General features: G+C 73.6%; 17 protein-coding genes. 9 read left to right on the plus strand and 8 right to left on the minus strand.

The annotated features are described in order from the left end of the window. Positions 1 to 26: 26 nt before the first annotated feature. The gene (locus tag TNCT1_RS04405; RefSeq protein ID WP_143628408.1) at positions 27 to 1400 is read right to left on the minus strand and encodes an MFS transporter; all 1374 of its coding nucleotides are present in this window, start codon (positions 1398 to 1400) and stop codon (positions 27 to 29) included. 204 nt (positions 1401 to 1604) lie between these two features. After that, positions 1605 to 2312, minus strand: a complete 708-nt coding sequence (locus TNCT1_RS04410) for a TetR/AcrR family transcriptional regulator (RefSeq protein ID WP_143628410.1) — start codon at positions 2310 to 2312, stop codon at positions 1605 to 1607. 150 nt (positions 2313 to 2462) lie between these two features. Here TNCT1_RS04410 and TNCT1_RS04415 point away from each other — a divergent pair, with 150 nt between their 5' ends. Continuing rightward, positions 2463 to 3683: a saccharopine dehydrogenase family protein gene (locus tag TNCT1_RS04415; RefSeq protein WP_143628412.1), complete on the plus strand. Its 1221-nt coding sequence runs from the start codon at positions 2463 to 2465 to the stop codon at positions 3681 to 3683. A 122-nt stretch (positions 3684 to 3805) separates the two neighbouring features. After that, positions 3806 to 4057 carry a WhiB family transcriptional regulator gene (locus TNCT1_RS04420; protein WP_143628414.1) on the plus strand — a complete coding sequence of 84 codons (252 nt, stop codon included), beginning with the start codon at positions 3806 to 3808 and terminating at the stop codon, positions 4055 to 4057. 141 nt (positions 4058 to 4198) lie between these two features. On the opposite strand, the gene TNCT1_RS04425 is transcribed toward TNCT1_RS04420, so the two are convergent. Beyond that, entirely contained in the window at positions 4199 to 5626 is a 1428-nt protein-coding gene (locus TNCT1_RS04425) for a M1 family metallopeptidase (RefSeq protein WP_143628416.1), read from the minus strand. Between the two features lie 168 nt (positions 5627 to 5794). Here TNCT1_RS04425 and TNCT1_RS04430 point away from each other — a divergent pair, with 168 nt between their 5' ends. After that, positions 5795 to 6145 carry a DUF488 domain-containing protein gene (locus TNCT1_RS04430; RefSeq protein ID WP_143628418.1) on the plus strand — a complete coding sequence of 117 codons (351 nt, stop codon included), beginning with the start codon at positions 5795 to 5797 and terminating at the stop codon, positions 6143 to 6145. A 33-nt stretch (positions 6146 to 6178) separates the two neighbouring features. Here TNCT1_RS04430 and TNCT1_RS04435 read toward each other — a convergent pair whose 3' ends face one another. Both TNCT1_RS04435 and TNCT1_RS04440 read right to left on the minus strand, forming a co-directional pair. Further along, on the minus strand, positions 6179 to 7852 hold the full coding sequence (locus TNCT1_RS04435) for an FAD-binding dehydrogenase (RefSeq protein WP_143629365.1): 1674 nt from the start codon (positions 7850 to 7852) through the stop codon (positions 6179 to 6181). A gap of 35 nt (positions 7853 to 7887) precedes the next feature. Beyond that, a complete protein-coding gene (locus TNCT1_RS04440; RefSeq protein WP_143628421.1) occupies positions 7888 to 8529 on the minus strand; it encodes a TetR/AcrR family transcriptional regulator in 642 nt (213 codons plus the stop codon). Between the two features lie 129 nt (positions 8530 to 8658). On the opposite strand from TNCT1_RS04440, the gene TNCT1_RS04445 reads away from it, so the two are divergent. Continuing rightward, entirely contained in the window at positions 8659 to 9288 is a 630-nt protein-coding gene (locus tag TNCT1_RS04445) for an alpha-ketoglutarate-dependent dioxygenase AlkB (RefSeq protein ID WP_143628423.1), read from the plus strand. A 63-nt stretch (positions 9289 to 9351) separates the two neighbouring features. Further along, entirely contained in the window at positions 9352 to 10587 is a 1236-nt protein-coding gene (locus TNCT1_RS04450) for a DUF4032 domain-containing protein (protein WP_143628425.1), read from the plus strand. A gap of 1 nt (position 10588) precedes the next feature. Here TNCT1_RS04450 and TNCT1_RS04455 read toward each other — a convergent pair whose 3' ends face one another. Further along, positions 10589 to 11455 (minus strand): universal stress protein, encoded by an 867-nt coding sequence (locus tag TNCT1_RS04455; protein ID WP_143628428.1) that lies wholly within the window; start codon positions 11453 to 11455, stop codon positions 10589 to 10591. A gap of 234 nt (positions 11456 to 11689) precedes the next feature. Here TNCT1_RS04455 and TNCT1_RS04460 point away from each other — a divergent pair, with 234 nt between their 5' ends. The 3 genes from TNCT1_RS04460 to TNCT1_RS04470 are packed head-to-tail and all read left to right on the plus strand — an operon-like array spanning position 11690 to position 15185. Next, a complete protein-coding gene (locus TNCT1_RS04460; RefSeq protein ID WP_143628431.1) occupies positions 11690 to 13366 on the plus strand; it encodes an FAD-dependent oxidoreductase in 1677 nt (558 codons plus the stop codon). Next, the gene (locus tag TNCT1_RS04465) at positions 13363 to 14838 is read left to right on the plus strand and encodes an ATP-binding protein (RefSeq protein WP_143628434.1); all 1476 of its coding nucleotides are present in this window, start codon (positions 13363 to 13365) and stop codon (positions 14836 to 14838) included. The genes TNCT1_RS04460 and TNCT1_RS04465 overlap by 4 nt, the downstream gene beginning before the upstream one ends. Continuing rightward, entirely contained in the window at positions 14835 to 15185 is a 351-nt protein-coding gene (locus TNCT1_RS04470) for a UBP-type zinc finger domain-containing protein (protein ID WP_143628437.1), read from the plus strand. The genes TNCT1_RS04465 and TNCT1_RS04470 overlap by 4 nt, the downstream gene beginning before the upstream one ends. Before the next feature lie 22 nt (positions 15186 to 15207). On the opposite strand, the gene TNCT1_RS04475 is transcribed toward TNCT1_RS04470, so the two are convergent. Both TNCT1_RS04475 and TNCT1_RS04480 read right to left on the minus strand, forming a co-directional pair. Beyond that, on the minus strand, positions 15208 to 16443 hold the full coding sequence (locus tag TNCT1_RS04475; protein ID WP_143628439.1) for an SGNH/GDSL hydrolase family protein: 1236 nt from the start codon (positions 16441 to 16443) through the stop codon (positions 15208 to 15210). A 190-nt stretch (positions 16444 to 16633) separates the two neighbouring features. Further along, positions 16634 to 18418, minus strand: a complete 1785-nt coding sequence (locus TNCT1_RS04480) for a M4 family metallopeptidase (protein ID WP_143628441.1) — start codon at positions 18416 to 18418, stop codon at positions 16634 to 16636. Between the two features lie 308 nt (positions 18419 to 18726). Here TNCT1_RS04480 and TNCT1_RS04485 point away from each other — a divergent pair, with 308 nt between their 5' ends. After that, the gene (locus tag TNCT1_RS04485) at positions 18727 to 19944 is read left to right on the plus strand and encodes a serine hydrolase (RefSeq protein WP_143628444.1); all 1218 of its coding nucleotides are present in this window, start codon (positions 18727 to 18729) and stop codon (positions 19942 to 19944) included. Positions 19945 to 19987 lie beyond the last annotated feature (43 nt).

A 19987-nucleotide genomic window follows, 5' to 3' on the forward strand; every position in this document is an offset into this window, starting at 1 on the left:
CGCGGGGGCGGCCCGGGCCCGGCGCGTCAGATCCGGTAGCGGCGCAGGGCCGGCACCGCAGCGGCCAGCGCGAGCATGACCACGACCACCAGCGCGCCGCCGCCCGCCACCGCCGCCCTGGGGCCGAACGCCGAGCCGGCGGTGCCGTGCAGCACATCGGCCAGGCGCGGGCCGCCCGCGACCACCACCGTGAACACGCCCTGCATCCGGCCGCGCATGTCGTCGGTGGCGGCGGACAGCAGGATGGCCCCGCGGAAGACCATGGAGATCATGTCGGCGAGACCGGCGAGGGCGAGGAAGGCGACGGCCACCCAGAGGTTGCCGCTCAGCCCGACCCCGGCGATGGCCGCCCCCCAGGCGACGACCGCGCCGATGACCATCCAGCCGTGCCGCCGCGCCCGTGAGAAGACGCCGGAGAACAGTCCGCCCAGCACCGCGCCGACCGGGATGCCCGCGAAGAGCACGCCGAGCGCCAGGCCCTCGCCCCAGGAGGCGTAGGTCTCCGCGGCGAGCTGCGGGAACAGGGCCCGGGGCATGCCGAAGACCATGGCCACGATGTCGGCCAGGAAGGACAGCAGCAGCACCTTGCGCGTGGAGATGTAGCGGAAGCCGGCCGCGATCTCGCGCACGCCCGCACGCCGGGTTGGCCGATCGCCGAGCGGGGGCAGCGCCGGCAGCCGGAACACCGCCCAGACGGTGAGGCACAGGGCCAGCGCGTCGATCAGGTACAGCTCGGGCAGTCCGATGACCGGGATCAGCACGCCGGCCAGCAGCGGTCCCGCGACCAGGCCGGTCTGCATCACGGTCGAGCCGAGCGCGTTCGCGGCGGGCAGTTGGGCGGCCGGCACCAGACGGGCGATGGAGGCGTTGCGGGCCGGGGAGTTCAGGCCGAAGAAGGCCTGCTGCAGCGCGAGCAGCAGCATGAGCACGACCACGGAGTCCAGGCCCGTGACGGCCTGCGCCCAGAACAGCACCGAGGTCACGGCGATGCCGGTGTTGGTGACCAGCAGCAGCTTGCGCCGGTCCACGGTGTCGGCGACCGCGCCGCCCCACAGCGCGAACAGCACCATGGGCACGAGACCGGCGAGGCTGGCGTAGCCGACCCAGGCCGAGGAGTGCGTGATGTCGTAGATCTGCTTCGGCACGGCGACGGCGGTCAGCTGGCTGCCGACGGCCGTGACGATGGTCGACGACCACAGGCGCCGGAACGCCGGTATGCGCAGCGGCCGGGTGTCCATGGCCCAGCGGCGCCAGCCGCGCCCGGGCGGGGCCGGCGCGGCCGGGCTGTCACTGCCGGTGTCGCCGGGGCCGGCGCCGGTGCTCCTCGGCCCGGCGCCGTCGCTCGCCGGCCCGGCGCCGTCGGTCTTCGGTTCGGTGCCGCTGCTTTCGCTCGTGTCCACGGGGTTCCTGGTCGCTCGTCAGGGTCGTTGAGAGGTTGCTCGATACATCTTTCGATGCGAGGGCAACTATCGCAGGAACTCCCGTGCCGTCCGACTCCTCCCCGCCGCTGTGCTCAGCCGCCGCAGATCCAGCGCAGCGGGCCGCGGTGGGTGGCGAGGGAGCCGAGCAGGAACTCGGTGCGCCGGCGCGCGCCCCGCGGGTCCTCAGGGCCGCGGTCCGCCGAGCCGGCCGGCCGCGCTGTCCAGCAGCATCTCCAGCGCGGTCGGGTAGGCGCTGGTGACCATGCGCCTCGCCAGCAGCGGGGCCGCCTCGGCGATGCGGGGGTGGGTGGCGCGGGGCAGGCGGGCGTAGGTGGAGTGCCACTTGTCCTCGTCGGCGCGCTGGGAGGCGCTGGGCAGGGCCAGTGACGCGGCGTCCAGGGCGGCGAAGGCCAGGGTCTGGTCGATGAACGCGTGGTAGACGCGCACCGTCTCGGCCAGGGAGAACCCGGCCGAGCGCAGGACGTCCAGCACCGCCTCGTCGGCGGCCAGTTCGTGGGCGCGGCCGGTGACCCGGCTGGCGGTGAGCAGGGCGGCCTGCGGGTGCGCGACGTACACGCCGTGGATGCGCAGCCCGATCGTCCGCAGGTCGGCCCGCCACTCGCCGGTCGGCCGCCAGCCGGCCAGCGCCTCGCCGATGAGCGCGTCGCCGATGGCCAGGGTCAGGTCGTCCATGCCCCGGAAGTACCGGTACAGCGTGCTGGGATCGCAGTCCAGGGCGAGACCGAGACGGCGGGCGGTGAGCCCGGTGCTGCCGTGCTCCCGCAGCAGCCGGAGCGCGGTCGCGACGATCAGCTCCTCGGACAGCACGGTGCCGCCGCGGGTCGGACGGCGCCTGCGGCGCCTCTCCTCGGGCACGACGGGTTTGGGCACGGTGCTCGCCTCCTGCCTCCACGGCGCTTATGCCAACGCCATTGACCTTACGCCACCGTCCGGCGTTGGATTCCCGGCAAGGCGCGCCTGCCTCGATGTCCCGTTCCGTTCGTGACCGTTCTCGTCCGTGTCAGGCAGGAGTTTCTCGTCATGCGTGTACTGCTCGTGGGAGCCGGTGGTGTCGGCACCGCCATCACCCGGATCGCGGCCCGCCGTCCGTTCCTCGACCTGATGGTGGTGGCCGACTACGACCCCGCCCGGGCCGAGGCGGCGGTCGCGGCCCTCGGCGCGGCCGGGGACCGCTTCCGCGCCGAGCGGGTGGACGCGGGCGACGAGGCCCAGGTCGCCGCCCTGCTCGCCCGGCACGGCTGCGACGTGCTGCTCAACGCCACCGATCCGCGGTTCGTCATGCCCCTGTTCCGGGCGGCGCGCTCGGCCGGGGCGACCTACCTCGACATGGCGATGTCGCTGTCCCGTCCGCACCCCGAGCGGCCGTACGAGGAGTGCGGGGTCAAGCTGGGCGACGAGCAGTTCGAGCTGGCCGGGGAGTGGGCGGAGGCGGGCGCGCTCGCCCTGGTCGGCATGGGCGTGGAACCCGGTCTGTCCGACGTGTTCGCCCGCTACGCCGCCGACGAACTCTTCGACACCGTCGAGGAGATCGGCGTCCGCGACGGCGCCGATCTCACCGTGGACGGCTACGACTTCGCGCCTTCGTTCAGCATCTGGACCACCATCGAGGAGTGCCTGAACCCGCCGGTGGTGTACGAGCGCGGGCGGGGCTGGTTCACCACCGCGCCGTTCAGCGAGCCCGAGGTGTTCGACTTCCCCGAGGGGATCGGGCCGGTGGAATGCGTGAACGTGGAGCACGAGGAGGTGCTGCTGATGCCTCGCTGGGTCGGCGCCGACCGCGTCACGTTCAAGTACGGGCTGGGCCGGGAGTTCGTCGAGACGCTGAAGACCCTGCACCTTCTGGGACTTGACCGCACCGAGCCGGTGACGGTGCCGGGCCCGGACGGACCGGTCGCCGTCTCGCCGCGCGACGTGGTCGCCGCGTGCCTGCCCGACCCGGCGACGCTGGGCGAGCGGATGCACGGCAAGACCTGTGCGGGCACCTGGGTGCGCGGCACCAAGGACGGGGCGCCGCGCGAGGTGTACCTGTACCACGTGGTCGACAACCAGTGGTCCATGGCGGAGTACGGCTGCCAGGCGGTGGTGTGGCAGACGGCGGTCAACCCGGTCGTCGCGCTCGAACTCCTTGCGACCGGCGCCTGGTCGGGGACGGGCGTCCTCGGCCCGGAGGCCTTCCCCGCCGGCCCGTTCCTCGACCTGCTGACCGCGTACGGCTCCCCCTGGGGCATGCGCGAGCAGTGACCGGAACGCGGCCCGCCGCCAAGTCCCGCGCAAGCTCCCTGTTTCATGCCGTCCTGACCGGTCACCCGAAGTGGAAGCACGCATTCGACTGGCACGGACGACTACGACCGGAGGAGACTTCGATGTACAACTGGCGCGAACATGCCGCGTGCCGTCATGAGGACCCCGACCTGTTCTTCCCCATCGGCACCACCGGTCCTTCGCAGGTGCAGGCACAGCAGGCGAAGGCGGTGTGCGGTCGCTGCCCGGTGCGGGAGCAGTGCCTGGACTGGGCCCTGGACACGGGCCAGAGCATCGGCATCTGGGGCGGCACCACCGAGGTGGAGCGGCGCGCGCTCAGGCGCCGCGTCCGGTCCCGGCAGCGCTCCGGCTGAGCCGGCCCCGCCGCCCCGGCCAGCCCGGGCCCCGGCGTCCGTCCCCGGTCCCGCGAGGCCCCGGCGGCGGACGCCGGGGCCTCGTCGTGCGGCGGGGCGGGCCCGGTCGTACGGAGACGGGCCCGCCCCGGCGGCCCGGCCCTAGGGCCGGGCCGGCTTGCCCCGCTCGTACAGCCAGGTGCGGAACAGCGGGTCCAGGTCCTTGCCGGAGACCCGCTCGGCGAGCCGGGTGAACTGGGCCGTGGTGCCGTGCCCGACGCGGTGGCCGGCCGCCCAGGCGCGCAGGATCCGGAAGAAGTCCCGGTCGCCGACGGCCCGGCGCAGTTCGTGCAGGGTCATCGCGCCGCGGGCGTAGACGGGGGTGTCGAAGATGTTCTCCCCGCTGCCCGGGTCGCCGGGCGGGAAGGCCCACAGGCGGTTGCTCGCGGGGCGGGCGTAGAGGTCGTCGAACGCCTTCTGCGCGCTGTCGCCGCCGTGCTGTTCCGCGTAGAGCCACTCGGCGTAGGTGGCGAAGCCCTCGTTGAGCCAGATGTCCTTCCACGCGGTCAGCGAGACCGAGTCGCCGAACCACTGGTGGGCGTTCTCGTGGACCAGGGTGCTCACGTCGGGCGCCGAGTCGTAGAGGGGCCGGCTCTGGGTCTCCAGGGCGTAGCCGACGTCGGGCGCGTGGTCGACGAGCGAACCGGCGGCCTTGAACGGGTAGGGCCCGAACAGCTTGCTCTCCCACTCCAGCACGGAGGGCAGCTTCTTCAGCACGGGCGCCGCCGCGCGCGCCTCACGCGGGTCGACGGCGTTGTACACCTGGACGCCGTCGTGCGTGGTGTACCGCTCGACCTGGAACTTCCCGACGGTGGCGGTGGCCAGGTAGGCGGCCATGGGCTCGGCCTGGTGCCAGCGGAAGGTGGTGCGGCCGTGCGCGGTGCGCGTGCCGCGCAGGACGCCGTTGGCGACGGCGGTGCGCCCCTCCGGGACCGTGATCGTGAAGTCGTACGACGACTTGTCCTTGGGGTGGTTGTTCGCCGGGAACCAGGTCATCGCGCCCTGCGGCTCGCCGGCGACGAACGCCCCGTCGTCGGTGGGGATCCAGCCGTCCGCGGAGCCGTCCGGGTCGGTGACCGGCCCGGGGGTGCCGTGGTAGGAGACCGCGACCTTGAACTCCTGGCCCGCGCGCAGGGCGTGCCCCGGGGTGACGACGAGTTCCTGGCCGTTGCGGCGGAAGCCGGCGGAGTGGCCGCCGACGGTGACGCCGGTGACCTTCAGGCCCGAGAGGTCGAGGTCGAAGCGGGTGAGCCGCTGTGTGGCGCGTGCGGTGAGGACGGCCTTGCCGTCCAGCCGCCGGGAGGCGGTGTCGTAACGGAGCGTCAGGTCGTAGTGGCCCACGTGGTAGCCGCCGTTGCCGCTGAGCGGGAAGTAGGGGTCGCCCGCGCCGGCCGCGCCGGTCGTGCCGGCCGCCGCGGGGCCGGCCGCCCCGAGCAGCGCCGCCACGGCGACGGGGACGGTGGCGAGGACCGCCTCACGGCGGAGAACTGCGGTGCGTCGGCCGGGGACCTGTCTGCGCGGTGGCCTCACGGGCGCTCCTCCAGGGGGGTGACGAATGATCGTTTCGGCACAGACTAGGCGCGGTGCCGACCCGGTTTCGCCCTCATTCCGGTCAAGTCACGCCGCGTCGCCGCCCGCTGGGACGCGTCCGCGGCAGTACTCTCGCAGCACCGTCCGCGACCCGAGAGGGGCCCCACCGTGAGCGTGCGCGTGCGCCGGATCTACGAACCGCCCGAGGCGGACGACGGACTGCGGGTCCTGGTGGACCGGCTGTGGCCGCGCGGAGTGTCCAAGGACGAGGCCCGGGTGGACGAGTGGCCCAAGGGGCTCACGCCCTCGAACGAACTGCGCACGTGGTTCCACTCCTCGCAAGGCTCCTTCGAGGAGTTCCGCAGCCGCTACGAGGCCGAACTCGCCGCTCCCGAGGCCGCCGCCCTCCTCGACGGGCTGCGGCGCTCGGCGCACGAGGGCGAGATGACGCTGCTCACCGCGTCCAAGGCGCCGGAGCGCAGCCACGCCTCCGTGCTGGCGGAGTTGCTGCGGGACTGAAGGCCCGGCCCCGCTGCGTCCGCCGGCTCGTCCTCAGCCCGTCTGCTTCGCCGCCGCCCGCCCCGCCGCGCGGCCCGAGAAGAGGCAGCCGCCGAGGAAGGTGCCTTCCAGGGCGTTGTAGCCGTGCACTCCGCCGCCGCCGAAGCCCGCCACCTCGCCCGCCGCGTACAGCCCCTCGACCGGTGCGCCGTCGGCGCCGAGCGCCCGGGAGTCCAGGTCGGTCTGGATGCCGCCGAGGGTCTTGCGGGTGAGGACGTGCAGCTTGACGCCGATCAGCGGACCCGCCTCGGGATCCAGGATCCGGTGCGGGGCGGCGACCCGGCCGAGGCGGTCGCCGATGTAGCGGCGGGCGTTGCGGATGCCCTGGACCTGCGAGTCCTTGCTGTAGGGGTTGGCGAGCTGGAGGTCGCGGTCCTCGATCTGGCGGCGCACCAGGGCCGCGTCGAGCAGCGGTTCGCCGGTGAGCCCGTTCATCTTCTCGACGAGCTGTTCCAGGGTGTCCGCGGTCACGAAGTCGGCGCCGTTGCGCAGGAACGCCCGCACCGGCGCGGGGGCGCCCTTGCCGAGCAGCCGGTCCCGCAGCACCGCCTTGCGGTCCTTGGCGGTGATGTCGGGGTTCTGCTCGGAGCCCGAGAGCGCGAACTCCTTCTCCACGATCTTCCGGGTGAGGATGAACCAGGAGTGGTCGTGGCCCGCGAGGTCCTCGGTGGTGCGCAGGTGCCTCAGCGTGCCCAGGGTGTCGTAGCCGGGCAGGCACGGGTCGGGCAGCCGGCGGCCGAGCGCGTCGAACCAGAGGGAGGACGGGCCGGGCAGGATGCGGATGCCGTGGCCGGGCCAGACCGGGTCCCAGTTCCGGATGCCCTCGGTGTAGTGCCACATCCGGTCGCGGTTGACCAGGCGGACCCCGGCGGCCGCGCTGATGTCCAGCATCCGGCCGTCGACGTAGGCGGGCACGCCGGTGACCATCTCTGCGGGCGGGGTGCCGAGCCGTTCCGGCCAGTACCGGCGCACGATGTCGTGGTCGGCGCCGATGCCTCCGGAGGTGACGACCACGGCCTGGGCGGTGAGTTCGAACTCGCCCGCCGCCTCGCGGCTGGAGGCGACGCCGCGCGGGGAGTCGTCCTCGGCGAGGACCGTGCCGCGCACACCGCGCACGGCGCCGCCCTCGGTCACCAGCTCGTCGACCCGGTGGCGGTGGTGGAAGGTGAGCAGCCCGTCCCGGGCGGCCTGCCGGGCGTAGCGGACGAAGGGTTCGACCACGCCGGTGCCGGTACCCCAGGCGATGTGGAAGCGGGGCACGGAGTTGCCGTGCCCACCCGCCCGCAGGTCGCCGCGTTCGGCCCAGCCGACCGTGGGCAGCAGCGAGATGCCGTGCCCGGCGAGCCAGGAGCGCTTCTCGCCGGCCGCGAACTCGACGTAGGCGCGGGCCCAGCGCGCGCCCCAGGAGTCCTCGTCCTGAAGGCGGTCGAACCGCGCGCTGCCCTGCCAGTCGCTCCAGGCCAGCTCCACCGAGTCCTTGATGCCCAGGCGGCGCTGCTCCGGGGAGTCGACCAGGAACAGCCCGCCGAACGACCAGAACGCCTGTCCGCCCAGATTGCGGGCGTTCTCCTGGTCGAGCAGGGCGACCCGCCTGCCCCGGCTGGTGAGTTCGTGTGCCGCGACCAGGCCGGCGAGGCCCGCTCCGACGACGATGACGTCCGCGTCCATGGCGGCCATTGCGTCCTTGTCCTTCCGTCCGCGACTCATTCGGGTACCCGTCCCGTGGCGCCGCTGCCGTCGGTCAGCAGGGCGGTGAGCAGTTGTTTCAGCCAGCGGCGTGCGGCGTCGACGTCCTTGTCCAGCAGGAGCTGGGTGGTGACGCCGTCGTAGGCCGCGACCACCGCGCGGGCGGCGTCCTCGGCTCCGCCGAGCGCGGCGGGCAGCCCGGTGCGGCCCCCGGCCCGGCCGAGCCGGTCGGCGACGGCCTCGCGCAGCCGGGTCCGGTGGTCGAGGAGTGCCTGGGCCACGGCCGGCTCGCGGGCCGCGTGGACCAGGAAGTCGGTCTTGACCAGCAGCCAGTCCACGTCGAGCAGCAGCACCTCTGTGACCCGGTCCACCGAGGCCGGGACGTCGAGGCCGGGCCCGTCCTGGGCGAGCGCCTCGGCCACCTGGCCGGCGATGAGGTCGGCCCGCTCCCGGTAGAGGGCGAAAAACAGCTCGTCCAGGGTGGCGAAGTTGGAGTAGAAGGCGCCCCGGCTGTAGCCGGCGGCCTCGCAGACCTCCTCGATGGAGACGCGCCCGAACCCCTTGGCCGCGAAGACCGCGAAGGCCGCGTCGAGCAGGTTCGCGCGGGTCCGGGCCCGCCGTCTGGTGACGCGCGGGGCCGGCTCGTCCTTGACCGTCATGACGGGACCTCCATTTCGATACGGGAACGTATCCGATACACCGGTGTATGGAAAGAGCCCGGGAGTCGGCACCGGTCGGCGTCCGGCTCGTCATGGAACATACTTTCGATTACGGAGTACGCTGGGCTCATGGCCACGCACCTCCAGGGCTCCCTGTTCGACCAGACCGACGAGCTACGGCTCGGCCCGCTCGACGGGCTGCGCCGGACCGAGCTGGGCCACGGCGCCTGGATCGACATGCTGCCGGGCTGGCTGAGCGGCGCGGACGCCCTGTTCGAAGAGCTGGCGGCCGGGGTCCCCTGGCGGGCGGAGCGCCGCAAGATGTACGACAACGTGGTGGCCGTCCCGCGGCTGCTCGCCTTCTACGCGGCGCACGACCCGCTGCCGCACCCCGTGCTCGACGAGGCACGGGGCGCCCTGTCCGCCCGCTACGCCGAGGAGCTCGGCGAGCCGTTCACCACCGCCGGGCTCTGCTTCTACCGCGACGGCCGGGACAGCGTCGCCTGGCACGGCGACCGGATCGGGCGCGGCGCCCGCCAGGACACGATGGTCGCGATCCTGTCCGTCGGCGCGCCCCGGGACCTGCTGCTGCGGCCCGTCGCGGGCGGCGGCCCGGCCGTCCGGCGTCCGCTCGGGCACGGCGACCTCATCGTGATGGGCGGATCCTGCCAGCGCACCTGGGAGCACTGCGTGCCCAAGACCGCCCACGCGGCGGGCCCGCGGATCAGCGTCCAGTTCCGGCCGCACGGGGTGCGCTGACGCGTCCGGCGGGCCCGGGAACGGGCGTCCCGCCGACCGGAGGCGGGCCTTAGGGTTCCTCCCATGGCATTGCAGATCAGCGCCACGAACCCGGAGCACCCGGCGGTCCTGCTCGAACTGCCCTGGGACGTGCCCCTGGAGAAGTGGCCCGAGGAGTACCTCGTACCGCTCCCCCGGGGCATCTCCCGGCACGTCGTGCGCTACGCCCGCGCCGGCGACGAGGTGATCGCCGTCAAGGAGCTGGCCGAGCGGCCCGCGCTGCGCGAGTACGGGCTGCTGCGCGACCTCGACCGGCTGGGCATCCCGGCGGTGGACCCGCTCGCCGTGGTCACCGGCCGCACCGACGGCGCCGGCGACCCCCTGGAGCCGGTGCTGATCACCCGGCACCTGCGCGGCTCGATGCCGTACCGCTCGATGTTCGAGACCACCATGCGCCCGGCGACCATGCACCGGCTGATGGACGCCCTCGCGGTGCTGCTGGTCCGGCTCCACCTGAGCGGGTTCGCCTGGGGCGACTGCTCGCTGTCCAACACCCTGTTCCGGCGGGACGCGGGCGCCTACGCCGCGTACCTGGTGGACGCCGAGACCGGCGACCTGCACCCGCGGCTCAGCCCCGGGCAGCGGGACTACGACCTCGAGCTGGCCCGGGTGAACATCAGCGGGGAGCTGCTGGACCTGGAGGCCTCCGGGGCGCTGCACCCCTCCGTGGACCCGGTCGAGTTCGGGCACGAGATCTGCACCCGCTACGCCGGGCTGTGGCAGGAGCTGACCCGCACCTCGGTGTACCCGGCGGGCAAGTACCACTACATAGAACGCCGGATACGCCGCCTCAACGACCTCGGCTTCGACGTGGCCGAGATGCAGATCGAGCACTCCGCCGGCGGCGACACGGTGACCTTCGTGCCCAAGGTCGTCGACGCCGGCCACCACCAGCGCCAGTTGCTGCGGCTGACCGGCCTGGACGCCGAGGAGAACCAGGCGCGGCGGCTGCTCAACGACCTGGAGAGCTGGATGGCCACCCAGGACGACCACGCGCCCGGCGATCCCCTCGCCGCCCGCCCCGAGGTGCTGGCCCACCGCTGGGTCCGGGACGTGTTCCGGCCCACCGTGCGCGCCGTGCCGCCGGAGCTGCGCGGCTCCATGGACCCGGCCGAGATCTACCACGAGCTGCTGGAGCACCGCTGGTACCTGTCGGAGCGGGCCCAGCACGACATCGGCCTGGACACCGCCGTCGCCGACTACATCGCGAACGTCCTGCCCAGGGCCCGTACGACCCTGGAGCCGACGACGCCGCAGTAGGTCACTCGTGCGGGACCACGGCCACCGGGCACTCGGCGTGGTGCAGCACGCCGTGCGCCACCGAGCCGATCCGGGCGCCGACGGCGCCGCGGCGGGCCCGCCGGCCGACCACCATCAGCTGGGCCCGGCCGGCCACCGACAGCAGCACCTGCCCCGCGCTGCCCATCTCGACGTGCTCCGCGACGGGCACCTCCGGGAACCGCTCGCGCCACGGGCGCAGCGCGTCGGCCAGGGCCTTCTTCTCGTACGGCTCCAGGCCGCCCGCCTCGTCCAGGAGCTTCAGCGAGCCCGGGCTGTAGGCGAAGACCGGCGGCAGCGTCCAGGCGCGGACCGCCCGGACGGTGGCCCCGCGCTGGGCCGCCGTCTCGAACGCGAACCGCAGCGCGGCGGCGCTGTCCTCGGGGCCGCCGTGCTGGCCGACCACGACCTCGCGCCCGGCGGCCTCCGCCGCGGGCCGGTCGCCGGCCCGTACCAGGACCACGGGCCGGGCCGTCTCGGCGATCACCTGCCGCCCGACCGAGCCCAGCAGGAAGCCCATCACCGCGCCGTGCCCGCGCGAACCCAGCACCAGCAGCTCGGACTTGGCGGCCGCGTCGGTCAGCGCGTCCGCGGCGCCGCCCTCGAGCAGGTCCACGTCCACCCGGAGCTCCGGGTGCCTGCCGAGGACCGCGCGCACGGACTCCCGCAGCCCTTCGGAGACCCAGCCGTGCTGGGTGTCCCAGTCGGCCGTGGCGAGCGCCTCGGCGTAGTGCCAGGCGTGCACCACGCGCAGCGGCAGCTCCCGGCGCACCGCCTCCCTGGCCGCCCAGTCCAGCGCGGCCAGGCTCTCCTGGGTACCGTCCACCCCTGCCGTGATCGGGCGTGTCATGCCTCGGGCCTCCTCGTCGTCCGCTTCCTCGTCCGCGGGTCCAGTCTCCCCCACGTGCTGATCATGTCCTGCGCCTGCCCGCGAAGGGGCGGCCGATGAGCGCTCCCGCCCGATCCGGGCGGTCGGCGCCGTACGGCGCGGCGAACCCGGGCGATCGAACATACGATGGGCGGGAACCGGTGCGGCGGCCGAATCGGCGCCGTCCCGGTGATCCGAGCACGGGGTGGGAGAGGCATGGCACAGGCCGCCGACACAGCGCGGACCGTCATCCTGACAGTCGACGACGATCCGGGGGTCTCCCGCGCCGTCGCCCGCGACCTCAGGCGGCGCTACGGCGAGTCGTACCGCATCGTGCGCGCGGAGTCCGGCGAGTCGGCGCTCGAGGCGCTGCGCGAGCTGAAGCTGCGCGGGGACCTGGTGGCGGTGATCCTGGCCGACTACCGGATGCCGCAGATGAACGGCATCGAGTTCCTGGAACAGGCTCTGGACGTGTATCCGGGGGCCCGGCGGGTGCTGCTGACCGCGTACGCGGACACCAACGCGGCGATCGACGCGATCAACGTCGTGGACCTGGACCACTACCTGCTCAAGCCGTGGGACCCGCCGGAGGAGAAGCTCTACCCGGTCCTGGACGACCTGCTCCAGGCCTGGCGGACCAGCGCCTACAAGCCGGTGCCCAGCACCAAGGTCGTGGGGCACCGCTGGTCGGCCCGGTCCTCGGACGTACGGGAGTTCCTGGCCCGCAACCAGGTGCCCTACCGCTGGTACTCGGTGGAGGAGCCCGAGGGGCGGCGGCTGCTGACCGCGGCCGGGCAGGACGGGCAGCGGCTGCCGCTGGTGATCACTCCCGACGGTACGGTCCTGGTCGAGCCGGAGGCGCCCGAGCTGGCCGCGCGGGTGGGCCTGGCGACGACGCCGACGGCCGACTTCTACGACCTGGTGGTGATCGGCGGCGGCCCGGCTGGGCTCGGCGCCGCCGTGTACGGGGCCTCGGAGGGCCTGCGGACGGTGCTCGTGGAGCGGTCCGCGACCGGCGGGCAGGCCGGGCAGAGCTCCCGGATCGAGAACTACCTGGGCTTCCCCGACGGGGTCTCCGGCGCCCAGCTCACCGACCGGGCGCGGCGGCAGGCGGCCAAGTTCGGCGCCGAGATCCTGACCACGCGCGAGGTGACGGGCCTGGAGGTCAACGGGGCGGCCCGGGTGGTGCGGTTCGCCGACGGCTCGGCGATCGCGGCGCACAGCGTCATCCTGGCGACGGGTGTGCAGTACCGGCGGCTGCAGGCCGAGGGCTGCACCGACCTGACCGGCTGCGGCGTGTTCTACGGCTCCGCGCTGACCGAGGCCTCCTCCTGCCAGGGACACGACGTGTACATCGTCGGCGGCGCCAACTCGGCGGGCCAGGCGGCGATGTACCTGTCCCGGTTCGCCAAGTCGGTGACGCTGCTGGTGCGCGGGCCCGACCTGTCGGCGTCGATGTCGCACTACCTGATCCAGCAGATCGGCGAGGCGCCGAACATCTCGGTGCGCGGCCACACGGTCGTGGACGCCGCGCACGGCTCCGGCCGGCTGGAACAGCTGACCCTGCGTCACCTGAGCAGCGGGGAGACCGAACGCGTCGACGCCCAGTGGATGTTCGTGTTCATCGGGGCCGCCCCGCTGACCGACTGGCTGGACGGGACGGTGCTGCGCGACGCACGCGGGTTCATCCTGGCCGGACCCGACCTGACGGCCGACGGGCGCCCGCCGGCCGGCTGGGAGCTGGACCGGGCGCCGTACCACCTGGAGACCAGCGTCCCCGGCGTGTTCGTGGCGGGCGACGCCCGCGCGGAGTCCGCCAAGCGGGTCGCGTCCGCCGTCGGAGAGGGAGCCATGGCCGTCATGCTCGTCCACCGGTACCTGGAGCAGTCGTGAGCGGGCAGCCGGTGCCGTGCAGCCCCCGGGAGATCGGCTCCCTGTTCCTGTTCGAAAAGCTGGCGCCCGAGCAGCTCGGCCGGCTGTGCCGCGAGGGCCGGGTCGAGCTGTTCCAGCCCGGTCCGGTCTACACCGAGGGCGACCCCGCCACCTGCTTCTACGTGATGCTGGAGGGCACGGTCGTGCTGTCGCGGCGGGTCGGCGGCGACGACGTGGAGGTGTCGCGCACCTCGCAGCGCGGGGTGTACGCGGGCGCCATGCAGGCGTACCTGGGCGACCGGGTGCGGCAGGTGTACAACAACTCGATGCGGGTGACGGAGCCGACGCGGTTCTTCGTGCTGCCGGCGGACGTCTTCGCCGAGGTCATGAGCGAGTGGTTCCCGATGGCCACGCATCTGCTGGAGGGCCTGTTCTTCGGCTCCAAGAGCACTCAGGCGGCCATCGGGCAGCGCGAACGGCTGCTGGCGCTCGGCTCGTTGTCGGCCGGGCTCACGCACGAGCTGAACAATCCCGCCGCGGCCGCCGTCCGGGCCACCTCGACGCTGCGCGAGCGGGTCGCGAAGATGCGGCACAAGCTCGCGGTGATCGCCGAGGGCCCGTTCTCCCGGGACGCGCTGGCGAGCCTGATCGAGATCCAGGAGCGCACCGCGGAGCGCGTCGCCAAGGCGCCGGCGCTCAGCCCGCTGGAGGCCTCCGACCGCGAGGACGCGCTCGGCGACTGGCTGGAGGACCACGGCATCGACAACGGCTGGCAGCTCGCGCCCACCTTCGTCCAGGCCGGGCTCGACGTGGACTGGCTGGAGCAGGTCGCGGCGGCCGTGGACGCGGAGATCCTGCCCGGGGCGGTGGGCTGGCTCAACTACACGGTCGAGACCGAGCTGCTGATGAGCGAGATCGAGGACTCCACCACCCGGATCTCGCACCTCGTGGACGCCGCCAAGCAGTACTCGCAGCTCGACCGGGCCCCTTACCGGGTCGTCGACGTGCACGAACTCCTGGACAGCACGCTGCTGATGCTGTCCGGCAAGATCGGTCCGCGCATCGAGGTCGTCAAGGCGTACGACCCCGCGCTGCCGCAGGTCCCCGGCTATCCGGCGGAGCTGAACCAGGTGTGGACCAACCTGATCGACAACGCGGTGTGCGCCATGAACGGCGCCGGCGGGCAGGGCACGCTCACCGTGCGGACCGCGCTGGACGGCGAGCAGGCGCTGGTGGAGTTCCGGGATACCGGGCCCGGGGTGCCGCCGGAGATCAGGAGCCGGATCTTCGACCCGTTCTTCACCACCAAGCCGGTCGGCCAGGGCACCGGGCTCGGCCTGGACATCTCCTGGCGGATCGTGGTGAACAAGCACCACGGCACCCTGCGCGTCGAGTCCGAGCCCGGCGACACCCGCTTCCAGGTGCTGCTGCCGTTGACCGCGGGCACACCCGAGGAGCGGTCCGCCCTGACGAACCCCGAGGAGACAGCATGAGCGGCGAGTCCGCCATCGACCCGAACGTCCCGCCGAGCGGCGCCGGCTGCGTGGAGTGCGACGCGGCCGGCGGTTGGTGGTTCCACCTGCGCCGGTGCGCGGCGTGCGGGCACATCGGTTGCTGCGACGACTCCCCGTCCAAGCACGCCACCGCCCACCACGAGGCGACCGGGCATCCGGTGATCCGCAGCTTCGAGCCGGGCGAGGGCTGGTTCTGGAACTACGACACGGGCGAGCTGTACACGGACGGTCCCGAACTCGCGCCGCCGGCCGCGCACCCGGCCGAGCAGCCGGTGCCGGGTCCGGCGGGGCGGGTGCCGGCCGACTGGGCCGAGACGCTGCGCTGAACCCCACGCGGCGGGGCCCTGGTCAGCCGGGCCGGGGTCCGCGCGCGCAGTCGAGGGTGTGCGGGCCGACGGCGTCGGCCAGGGCCCGCATGCCCGCGTCGTTCAGGTGCAGATGGTCGCCGTCGTCGTAGGCGGGGAGCAGGTGCCCGGGCGCGCGGGGGCTGCGCAGGACACGGTCGAAGTCGACGACGGCGTCGAACTCCCCGCCGGTGCGGACGAACCGGTTGACGTCCTGGCGCACCGCCTCGGCGGCCGGGTCCCACTCGGGCCGGCCCGCGAACGGTGCGACGGTCGCGCCGACCACGCACAGCCCGGCCGCGTGGGCCCGCCGCAGGATCGTCCGGTATCCGGCGATCAACCCGGCGGCGGTGACCCCGGTGTGGGCCCTGACGTCGTTCACGCCCTCGAACAGCAGGAGGGTGCGCGCGCCGGGCTGGGACAGCACGTCGCGCTCCAGCCGGTGCAGGGCGCCGGGCCCGGCGCCGTCGCTGAGCACCTTGTTGCCGGACATCCCCTCGTTGGCCACGCCCTTGACGTGCGTCGCGGCCGGGCGCAGGCGCCGGGCGAGGTAGTCGGTCCAGCGCCGGTCGAGCCCGGGGGTGGACTGCCGGCCGTCGGTGAGGGAGTCGCCGAGCACCACCACGGCGCCGGTCGCGGGATCCGCGGGGCGTACGGAGACCGCGTCCAGGTACCACCAGGAGCCGGTGGTACGGGCCCAGTTCGCCCCGCTCGTCTCGGCGGTGTGGTCGCCCTGGGTGACGTACGACGTCTGCAGCGCCAGGGTGTGCCCGGTGGCCGGGCCGGCCGCGCCGGGGGTGTGCAGGCTGACGGCGAGGTCGGCCCCGGCCGGGACGGAGCCGGGCAGCGGGTCGCTCCAGGCGACCGCGCCGGCGGGCAGGGTGACGGTGCGGGCGCCGCCGAAGGTGAGCGGCCGGTCGCTGCCCGGCACCAGCGCCGCGCCCTTGCTCCGCAGGCCCGCGCGCACGCCGTCCAGGGTCAGGGGGCGGTCGCCGAAGGCGTTGGACAGGCGCACGCGCAGCCCGCTGCCGGCGACGCTGGTGCGCACGATCAGCCGGTAGCCGCGGCCGGGCGTGCCCTCGCCGAGGCGGCCGGCGCTCGCCGCCCAGGTGACCACCTGGGCGTCCCGCCCGGCGGGCTCGGGCGCCCCGGTCGCCGCCGGCACGGGCGCCCACTGGCAGGCGAGGGTGAGCAGCGCCGCGGCCGCAAGGCGCCGGACGCGGGCGGACCGGCCGGTCACCGGAGCCGCTCCTTCGCCCCGGCGGGCCCGCCGGGCTCCGGGCGCGCCGGCCGGGAGGTCTCTGCGGGTACCACGGTTGTCATGGTCCCGCCGCTGCCGCCGCGCCGCCACCGCGGCGGGCGGCAGCGGCGGGACGTGCGGATGCCCCGCGCGGGGCGGGGCATCCGGTGGTGCGCGGTGCGGACGTCCGTCAGTGGCGGGCGGCCGGGGTGTTGGCGGCGGTCACGTTGACCGCGGCCCACGCCTTGCTCACCGTCTTGTACTCGGTGCTGGTCGAGCCGTACAGGTCCTTGGCCGCCTTCAGCGTCGCGACGCGCGCGCCGTGGAAGTCGGTGGTGGAGACCATGTAGCGGGTCAGCGCACGGTAGAAGATGGCGGTGGCCTTGGTGCGGCCGATGCCCTTGACCGTGGAGCCGTCGTAGGTCGGCGAGTCGTACGTGACGGTGCCGATCTTCTTCTTGCCGCTGCCCTCCGCGAGGAGGTAGTAGGCGTGCGAGGAGACGCCGGAGCCGGCGTGGACCTCGGTGTAGTAGGTGTCCTGCGACCAGTAGTCGATCGTGCCCTCGAGCTTGTCGAGCGAGGGGTGGTCGAGGCGGCGCAGGAACTTCTGGTCCAGGCCCAGCTTCTCGCCGACCAGGTAGTCCGGCGTGTCCTTGGCGTTGTTGGCGTAGAACTCGACGTTGGAGCCGAAGATGTCCGCGAGCGACTCGTTCAGCGAGCCGGGCTCGCCGTACTGGTTGCCGTCGGCGTCGACGTAGGTCGGCTGCAGGTCGGCGGTCGCCTCCACCACGCCGTGGGTCAGCTCGTGACCGGTGACGTCGAGGACGACGAGCGGCTTCTTGAACATCTGGCCGTCGCCGTCGCCGTACAGCATGCAGTTGCAGGTCGGGTCCCAGAAGGCGTTGGCGACCTTGTTGCCCCAGTGGACCATTCCGCGGGCGGCCTTGGAGTTGTTGGCTATGCCCTTGCGGTTGAAGGTCTTCTTGTAGAAGTCCAGCGTCTTGGTGATGCCGTACTGCGCGTCGGCCGCGGCGCTGGCCCGGCTGGTGGTCTTGCCGTTGCCCCACACGTTGGTGGTGTTGGTGAACTTCGTGCCCGCGCCGAAGGACTCGGTGTACCTGCCCTTGGCGTCGCGGGTCTCGGTGCCGTACCGGTTGGGGTCCTTGAGCTGGTAGTGCCCGCGCGAGGTGGCCGTGGTGGTCAGGCCGACACTGCCCACGAAGAGGGTCTTGCCGGTGCCCTTGGCGGTCGCCGGGTAGCGCACGGCGCCGGAGACGCCGGAGCCGAGCAGGCCGGCCCCGGTGGAGGAGCCGACGCCGGTGGCCGGGTCGGCGCTCTGGCCGCTCCTGCGCAGCTTGGCGAGCAGCTTCGGCGACAGGAACTCGTCGGCGACGGGCGTGTTGCTGCGCACCTTGCCGGTGACGGCGTCGACGACGACGGTGCTCGCGCTGTCCTCGTCGGTGACGGTGACCTGGTAGGCGAGGGCGGCGGAGCCGCCGCGGGCGTCCACCACCAGTTCGGCGCCGCCGGCCTCGCCCTTGGCGGCGCGGGCGGCCTTGGCCGCGGCCTGAGCCGCGGTCAGCTGCGGCTGGGCGGCGGCCGGCTTCACGGCGTGCGTGGCCGCGCTGGTGACGCCCGTGTAGGCGAGCCGCCGGTCGAGGTGGACGACGAGGTCGCCGCCGAGCACCGGCATCCCGTTGTGCGTGCGGACGAAACGGACGTGGCGCGCGCCCTCGGGGTCGACGAGCACGTCCTGGGCGTGGAGTTCGTCGCCCTGCGCGACCCCCGTGGCCGCGGAGTGCGCGAAGGCCGCGGCGTTCGCCGCCTTCACCACCGCCGTGGCGGTGGTGGCGGAGGACGCGGCGGAGTGCTCCACGGAGGCGGAGGGACCCGCGAAGGCCGTGCCGGCCAGACCTGTGGCGGCGGTCGCCACCGCGACGGCGACAGCCGCGGTGCGTATGTGCGGTCTACGCAATCTGATCAGGGTTCCTTCGTTCACAGGCGGCGGGTTTCCCCAACCGCCCTGAGGCGTGGCGCGGTTGGGCGCCACGGGGGGCTGGTCGGGCCCCGTGTCGCAACCCTTGCGGATCAGTCATGCGCACGTAAAGGCGGAATGATCCATTTCGCGGTCTTCTATGACAATCCTTTACGAATGCCCGCCACAGGGTGATCGCGAGAGGCCCGCTGTGTGTCGACTGTGGAGACGCTGCCGCAATCCCCTAGGTTGCAGGGCGGAATGTGACCGATGTCGCATCGCGAGCCGCGAGGACGGGAGTGAGCCGGATGGTTCCAGCAAGCGTGGGCAGGGGCGCGGTGCTCGGAGCGGCCGTGCTCTCGCTGCTCACGGTCCCGGCCCGGGCCGCGACCTTCGAAGCGGACGCCCACGCGGCGGCGGCGCTGCCCGCGCCCGACGTCACGGGGCTCGACTCGGTGCTGCACTCGGTGGTGGACCAGGGCGCCCCCGGCGCACTGGCGCGCGTCGACGACGGCGACGACTCCTACCTGGTGGCCCGGGGCTTCGCCGACCGGAGCACCCGTCAGGCCATCAGCGCCGCCGACCGGTTCCGCATCGGCAGCGTCACCAAGTCCTTCTCGGCCGTGGTCCTGCTGCAGCTGGCCGACGAGCACAAGCTGGACCTGGACGCCCCGGTGAACCGGTACCTGCCCGGGCTGCTGCCGGACGACCGGATCACGGTCCGGCACGTGCTGAGCCACCGCAGCGGCCTGTACGACTACAGCAACGACATGTTCGCGAGCAGCGTCTCCGGCTTCGAGGCGGTCCGGAACAAGGTCTTCGGCTACCGCGACCTGATCGCCCTGTCGCTGAGCAAGCCCCGCACCAACGCGCCCGGCGCCGCCTACTCGTACTCGAACACCAACTACGTCGTGGCCGGCCTGCTGATCGAGAAGCTCACCGGGAAGCCCGTGCGCGACGCCTACGAGAAGCGGCTCATCACCCCGCTCGGGCTGCGCGACACGTTCTACGTGCACCCGGACACGAGGATTCCCGGCCGCCACGCCCACGGCTACCTCACCCCGGACTCCGCCGGCGCGGAACTGGTCGACGCGACCGACCAGACGGCGTCCTGGGCACAGAGCGCGGGCGCGCTCATCTCCAGCGCCAGGGACCTGAACACCTTCTACTCGGCGCTGCTGCGCGGCAGGCTGCTGTCCGCCGCCCGGCTGGCGGAGATGGAGCGCTTCACCCGGGTCGACGGCACCACCTCGTACGGGCTCGGGCTGCGCCGCCGCGACCTCTCCTGCGGCGTCTCGGTGTACGGGCACACCGGCGCGGTGCAGGGCTTCTACACCTACGCGTTCGCCTCGAAGGACGGCAGCCGGAGTCTCACTGCCGCCGCCAACACCTCCAACAACGCGAAGGTGCTGGGCACGCTGGCGGGCGCGCTGGAGTCGGCGTTCTGCGGGGAGGGCGCCGGCAAGGGCACGACGGGCAGGGCGGCGCGCGTCCCGGCCGCCGCGGAGCGGGACTCGCGGCAGTGAGGGGCCGGGCGCCCGAAGGGGCGGGCGAGGGAACCCCGTCGCC

It is taken from the genome of Streptomyces sp. 1-11 (genome assembly GCF_007176755.1).
Classification (GTDB): Bacteria; Actinomycetota; Actinomycetes; order Streptomycetales; family Streptomycetaceae; genus Streptomyces.

What these genes read in the sequence shown, in the direction of transcription:
- TNCT1_RS04415 (WP_143628412.1), top strand. Translation starts at nt 2,463, where the DNA reads ATGCGTGTACTGCTCGTGGGAGCCGGTGGTGTCGGCACCGCCATCACC.
- TNCT1_RS04420 (WP_143628414.1), top strand. Translation starts at nt 3,806, where the DNA reads ATGTACAACTGGCGCGAACATGCCGCGTGCCGTCATGAGGACCCCGAC.
- TNCT1_RS04435 (WP_143629365.1), bottom strand. Translation starts at nt 7,852, where the DNA reads ATGGACGCGGACGTCATCGTCGTCGGAGCGGGCCTCGCCGGCCTGGTC.
- TNCT1_RS04440 (WP_143628421.1), bottom strand. Translation starts at nt 8,529, where the DNA reads ATGACGGTCAAGGACGAGCCGGCCCCGCGCGTCACCAGACGGCGGGCC.
- TNCT1_RS04445 (WP_143628423.1), top strand. Translation starts at nt 8,659, where the DNA reads ATGGCCACGCACCTCCAGGGCTCCCTGTTCGACCAGACCGACGAGCTA.
- TNCT1_RS04450 (WP_143628425.1), top strand. Translation starts at nt 9,352, where the DNA reads ATGGCATTGCAGATCAGCGCCACGAACCCGGAGCACCCGGCGGTCCTG.
- TNCT1_RS04455 (WP_143628428.1), bottom strand. Translation starts at nt 11,455, where the DNA reads ATGACACGCCCGATCACGGCAGGGGTGGACGGTACCCAGGAGAGCCTG.
- TNCT1_RS04460 (WP_143628431.1), top strand. Translation starts at nt 11,690, where the DNA reads ATGGCACAGGCCGCCGACACAGCGCGGACCGTCATCCTGACAGTCGAC.
- TNCT1_RS04470 (WP_143628437.1), top strand. Translation starts at nt 14,835, where the DNA reads ATGAGCGGCGAGTCCGCCATCGACCCGAACGTCCCGCCGAGCGGCGCC.
- TNCT1_RS04485 (WP_143628444.1), top strand. Translation starts at nt 18,727, where the DNA reads ATGGTTCCAGCAAGCGTGGGCAGGGGCGCGGTGCTCGGAGCGGCCGTG.